Below are 5,738 nucleotides of genomic sequence, written 5' to 3'. Positions count from 1 at the left end.
AGCGCGGGTACTCCAGCTATGCCCTGTCGCTACGGGGTCACGGTGGATCCGGTGGCGCCCAGCAACTGAAACGCACGCGACTTCGTGACTACGTGCACGACGTGTTGCAAGCGATCGCGACACTTCCGAGCGCGCCAGTGTTGGTGGGCCACTCACTTGGTGGGCTGGTCTCCCAACGAGTGCTCCAGCGGTACCCGGCCCGCGCGGGCGTTCTGCTCACTCCGGTGCCCACTGGCGGCATCCCCTACAGCACCCTCGCCGGTGCTCGCCGCAAACCATTGACCCTGGCCAAAATGATGGCCGGTGGCACGCTGCGGCTCACTGCCGAGGATCTGTTCGCCGGCTTACCAGCGGCCGAGGCCCAGAAGTACGTCAGTCGGCTCGGTCCAGAATCTCCATGGGCGCAGTACGCGATGGTCTACCCCGAACGCGTCCGTCCGATCACGAGTCCGGTGCTGGTGGTCGGCGCGCAAGAGGATGCTCTGATCGAGGCGGGCGACATTCGCCGGTGCGCGGCCGCTGTGGACGCGCAGTTGCTGTGGGTTCCCGGTGGGCACGACGTGATGCTCGACAGCAACTGGCGCGAGGTGCTGGACACGGTTCTCGACTGGGTTGACGTCACATGTCCAGCCGATGCGCCGCCACTTCCCGGCGCCGACCGGATGGCGCCGTTGAACCTCGGCTGAGCTGGCGTCAAAAGCGTCCGGCCGGGTATTTCTGCAACTCAGGTGGTGCCATGCGAGCCGATCTCCGTTAGTTTCGAACCTGTCGTCAGGGCCCGCGATCGGCAGTCTGCGGGTTTGTCAGTTCACCCAGCAACAGGAGAGCAACGTGGCAGATTTCGATGTTGTCATTCGTAATGGCCGAGTCATCGACGGGACCGGCGCACCTGCGCGCATCGCAGACATTGCCATCACCGGTTCGGTCATCGCCGCGGTGGGACCGGACCTGCCCGGCACGGGCGAACGCGAGATCGACGCTGCCGGCATGCTCGTCACGCCGGGCTGGGTCGATCACCACACGCATTACGACGGTCAGGTCACCTGGGACCAATGGTTGACCCCGTCCTCGTGGCACGGCGTCACCACCGCAGTTATGGGCAACTGCGGGGTTGGCTTCGCACCTGCTCGACCGGACAAACACGACTGGCTGATCCAACTGATGGAAGGTGTTGAGGACATCCCCGGCTCAGCACTTACTGAGGGCCTGACCTGGGGTTGGGAATCGCTGACCGAGTACCTCGACACCATTGCTGCTCTGCCCAAGGTGATGGACGTCGGCGCGCAAGTGACCCACGGACCTCTGCGCGCGTACGTCATGGGTGACCGAGCAGGCGACGACCTGGCCGCCACCGAGGATGACCTGCAGGCAATGGCCGCGATCGTCGTGGAGGGAATGAACGCCGGTGCCCTCGGTTTCTCCACCTCCCGCACGCAGATCCACCGTGGCTCCGACGGCGAACTCGTCCCCGGCACGGACGCACCGGCTCACGAACTCATGGTCCTCGGCGAAGCCATGAGTCGTAGCGGCACCGGCGTATTCCAGTTCGCCACCGACCACCCCACCCTGGTGACCCGGGAGTGGGCCTGGATGCGCGAGCTGGCGGAGAAGATCCAGCGACCCGTCATGGTGTCGATGAACCAGAGCATGGCTGCTCCCGATGTCTGGCAAGAGGTACTACCGCTGCTGGAGCAGGCCCACGCCGACGGCCTCCCGATCTTCGCCCAGGTGGCAGGCAGAGGCATCGGCATCATCTTGTGCCTGGAGGGATCGGCCCACCCGCTGCTGGTCTGCCCGGCGTACTGGGAGATCGCCGAGCTTCCACTGGTCGAGCGCGTCGAGAAGCTCAACGACCCAGCCTTCCGCGAACGGCTCAAGACCGAAGCGACCATCGGCGACGGCATTCCACTCGCTGCGCTCGCAGTCGAGTACGGCCGGATGTACCTGATGGCCGATGACGACATCGACTACGAGCCCACCCAGGAGACCAGTGTGGAGTCGGTTGCTGCGGCAACCGGACGCCACCCAGTCGACGTCATCATCGATGAGCTCGTCGCCGACGACGGGCAGGGCATGCTCTACCTGCCAATCTTCAACTACTCCTACGGCGACTTGTCCGCGACGTACACCCTGCAGCAGCACGAGTTCACCAGGATGGGCCTGGCCGACGGTGGCGCTCACTGCGGCGCGATCTGCGATGGCGGGATGCCGACGTTCATGCTCACCCACTGGACCCGGGACCGAGATCGCGGCCCGAAGCTGGATCTCGAGTGGGTGATCTACCGGCAGACCAAGCAGGCTGCGGAAATCTACGGCCTGCTGGATCGCGGAGTGCTCGCTCCCGGGTACCGGGCCGACGTGAACGTCATCGATTACGACAACCTGACGTTCGACCGGCCAGCGGTCGCCTACGACCTGCCGGCTGGCGGGCGCCGCCTGGTCCAGCACGCCAGCGGGTACAAGGCGACGTTCTGCGGTGGCGTTCAGACGGTTGCCAACGACGAGTTCACCGGCGAGCTTCCCGGCACGCTCATCCGCGGGCCACAGGACGCACCCGCAATGTCCGGCACAGTCGCGTGACTCAACCAGCGAGCGAGAGCGCCGGAACAGTGTCTACCGCCGGCGGCGCCACGGCAGGTGAACCAGCACCCTCCTCGGGGCAACTCATCGCGTTTGCCAGCGGCTCGATCGGCATGGGCGTCTGGGTGACCGTCCCCGGACTACTGCTGTTGTTTTTCCTCACCAATGTGGTCGGCGTTAACCCGTTCATCGCTGGCTTGGTGCTGCTGCTGCCCAAACTGCTCGACATCGTGATGCACCCGTGGTTCGGCAGCGTGTCCGACCGCCAACTTGCAAAGCGTGGCAACCGACGAATGATGATGTTCTTCGGCCTGCTGCTCGGGCTCGCGATGGTTGCGATGTTCTCAGTGCCAGCCGCGATGTCGGGCGCGGCCGCGGCGGTGTGGGTGGGCTTCTTCTACATCTTGGGCAACATCTCGTTCGCGAGTTTCCAGGTTCCCTACATCACCACCCCGAGTGACTTGGACGTCTCGTACTTCCAACGCACCCGCGTGATGAGTTACCGGATGTTTCTGCTCATCCTCGGCCTGCTTGGTGCCGGCGTCGCCGCACCGGCGTTGGTTGCCTCGGAAGAGCGGAGCAGCTACTCGCTGATGGCGCTGAGCCTGGGCATCGTCATGTTGGTGACCGCGCTCATCGCGATCGCAAGCGTCAAGAGTCTGAGCAAGTTCATGACCAGCGAGCACCGCAATCCCGAACTCGAGCATGTGGGACTGGTCGCTGGACTGAAGGTCGCGTGGGCGGACCGCAACTTCCGTGCTTTGGTCTTGTCCTACCTCTTCACTGGCGCGACCACGCACCTGTTCCTGGCCGGGGTTCCGTTCTTTGCCGAGTACGTCTTCGACAACAGCAAACTCACAGCGGTGTTCATGGGTGCGTTCCTCGGTCCGGCGCTCATCGCGACCCCGATCTGGCTGCGAATCTCCAAACGGATCGGCAAGCAGAGAGGCCTCATCATCTGCCAGCTGATGTTCGCAGCAGGTGCACTGGCATTGCTGCTTGGTCCGGTGATCGGGTTTGCGCCCACTGTGTTGATCGTCGTCGTCCTGGGCACGGCGTTCGCGGGTCTGCAACTGTTCGCCTACGCGATGGTTCCCGATGTCGCCCGCGCTGCGAGCCCCGACGGCTCCAAGGCCGGCTCCTACACCGGGGTGTGGACTGCCACCGAAGCGACCGGAACCGCCTTCGGCCCCTACATCTACGCGGCAGTCCTGGGCCTCGGCGGATTCGTCGCCGCGACCGCCGACAACCCCGTCACGCAGAGTTCCTCGGCCGAGACCGCCCTGTTGCTGGGCTTCACCATTGTTCCCGCCGTGATGATGGTCATCGCGATGTTGTTCCAGCGCCGCTACAAACTTGAGGTGGCGGGACAACCGGAACTTATCGACGCGTAGGGGCCGGCCCGGGCGCGCCTGGCCAGCTAATTCGGCGCTCGGATCAAGCCGGTGTCAACGCCGGGTCGACGGGGCACCAGCGAGAAGCCGGACTGCTCGTTGTAATCCACCACCACGTTGTCGCGTTCGAGTCGGGCGGCAAACCGTTCGTACCGGTCGCGAGCCTTCTGCGGCAAGGTCGCGTCGCTGGAGTTCACACGCGCCCAGGTCCGCAGCATCGTGAGCGAGTGATCCTTCTGGTGCTCAGGTCTAATCGGGGACCAGGGGATCTCTGCGCTGTATCTGTTGCGCTGGTCGGCCTTGTCGGCCCGGACTAGTGCCACCGACACGGCCGAGCGGGTCACCTGCGCGAGCTCCCCGGACACGATCCGTTCGTCAGTGGTATTGACCCGATCGGCGATCTGCTGCTGGGTCAGGCCCTCGTCGCGCCACCGCACCAGCACTTCCACTGGCGGCAGGACGCGTTGACGGCTCACTCGCGAATCGTAGTTGCGGGCCGCAACGAGTCGCCAGGGTTTCAGCGAAGCCTTGCGACATTGCTTTACATTGGGTACCTTTCTGTAAACCAGTCACCCCGCGAACGCACACCCCGGAGGTCCCGTGACCGTCACCAGCGATCCGACCACCGCGCAGTGGACCGACCACAAGCGCTACCTGTGGCTGCTGGGCCTGTTGGTGCCGCTGTTCCCGTTCATGGGGTGGGGACTCTACGAGCTCACCGGCCTGGGAGTCTTCTGGTTCATTGGCCCGATCATGATTCTGGGCATCATCCCGGCCATCGACTTGGTCGCCGGCCTGGACCGATCCAATCCGCCCGACGACATGATCACCATGCTCGAGGCCGATCGCTACTACCGCTGGGTGACCTACATCTTCCTGCCGGTGCAATACCTCGCGCTGGTGTGGGCATGCTGGATGTGGGCCTACAGCGACATCACAATCGTCGACAAGGTAGGTCTCGCGCTGACTGTCGGAATGGTTGCCGGCGTGGGCATCAATACCGCCCACGAGCTCGGTCACAAGAAGGAGAAAGTCGAGCGGTGGCTGGCCAAGATCGCCCTCGCCCAATCGTTCTACGGCCACTTCTACATCGAGCACAACCGCGGCCACCACGTCCGCGTCGCGACACCGGAGGACCCAGCCAGCAGTCGGGTCGGGGAGACCGTCTACGCCTTCCTGCCGCGCACGATCGTCGGTAGTTTCCAGAACGCCTGGCGCATCGAACAGCCCCGATTCAAGCGGCGCAACCAAAGCCACTGGTCGATCCGCAACGACGTGCTCAACGCGTGGCTGATGTCGGTTGCCCTGTGGGCGGTGCTGTTGGTGGTGTTCGGCATCGGGATCTTGCCGTACTTGCTGATCCAGGCAGCCGTCGGCATTGCGCTGTTGGAGTTCGTCAACTACCTGGAGCACTACGGAATGCTGCGTCAGCGCGAGGCGACCGGTCGGTGGGAACGCGTCCGACCCGGCCACAGTTGGAACAGCAACAACGTCGCGACCAACGTCTTGCTCTATCACCTGCAACGGCACAGCGACCACCATGCGAATCCGACGCGGCGGTATCAAGCCCTGCGCGACATTGACGAGGCGCCCGTGCTGCCAACCGGCTACGCCGGCATGATCATGCTCGCAATGGCGCCGCCGTTGTGGTTCAAAGTGATGGACCCGAAGGTCGCCGATCACTTCGATGGCGACATGACTCGTGCCAACATCCAACCTGCCAAACGTGAGCGGGTGCTAGCCCGTTACGGGATCGTTGAATCC

The 5,738-nt window shown here is 64.2% G+C and carries 5 protein-coding genes; 4 read left to right on the top strand and 1 reads right to left on the bottom strand.

The annotated features are described in order from the left end of the window. From KAZ48_10450 to KAZ48_10440, 3 genes are all read left to right on the top strand, one after another. The coding region (locus KAZ48_10450; GenBank protein ID MBP7973211.1) for an alpha/beta fold hydrolase at positions 1-686 on the top strand (686 nt) is incomplete at its 5' end. Positions 687-831: 145 nt separating this feature from the next. Next, a complete protein-coding gene (locus KAZ48_10445; GenBank protein MBP7973210.1) occupies positions 832-2,580 on the top strand; it encodes an amidohydrolase family protein in 1,749 nt (582 codons plus the stop codon). Next, on the top strand, positions 2,577-3,974 hold the full coding sequence (locus KAZ48_10440; GenBank protein MBP7973209.1) for an MFS transporter: 1,398 nt from the start codon (positions 2,577-2,579) through the stop codon (positions 3,972-3,974). Before KAZ48_10445 ends, KAZ48_10440 begins: the two co-directional genes overlap by 4 nt. 26 nt (positions 3,975-4,000) lie before the next feature. Here the strand turns inward: KAZ48_10440 and KAZ48_10435 are convergent, their stop codons facing one another. Continuing rightward, on the bottom strand, positions 4,001-4,450 hold the full coding sequence (locus KAZ48_10435) for a hypothetical protein (protein MBP7973208.1): 450 nt from the start codon (positions 4,448-4,450) through the stop codon (positions 4,001-4,003). Positions 4,451-4,667: 217 nt separating this feature from the next. On the opposite strand from KAZ48_10435, the gene KAZ48_10430 reads away from it, so the two are divergent. After that, on the top strand, positions 4,668-5,738 hold a 1,071-nt coding region (locus tag KAZ48_10430), incomplete at its 3' end, for an alkane 1-monooxygenase (GenBank protein MBP7973207.1).

The sequence above is a fragment of the Candidatus Nanopelagicales bacterium genome (assembly GCA_018003655.1).
Taxonomy (GTDB): domain Bacteria; phylum Actinomycetota; class Actinomycetes; order S36-B12; family UBA10799; genus JAGNDY01.
The sequence above is the reverse complement of the archived record's forward strand: the minus strand, read 5'-3'. Positions and strand labels throughout refer to the sequence as shown.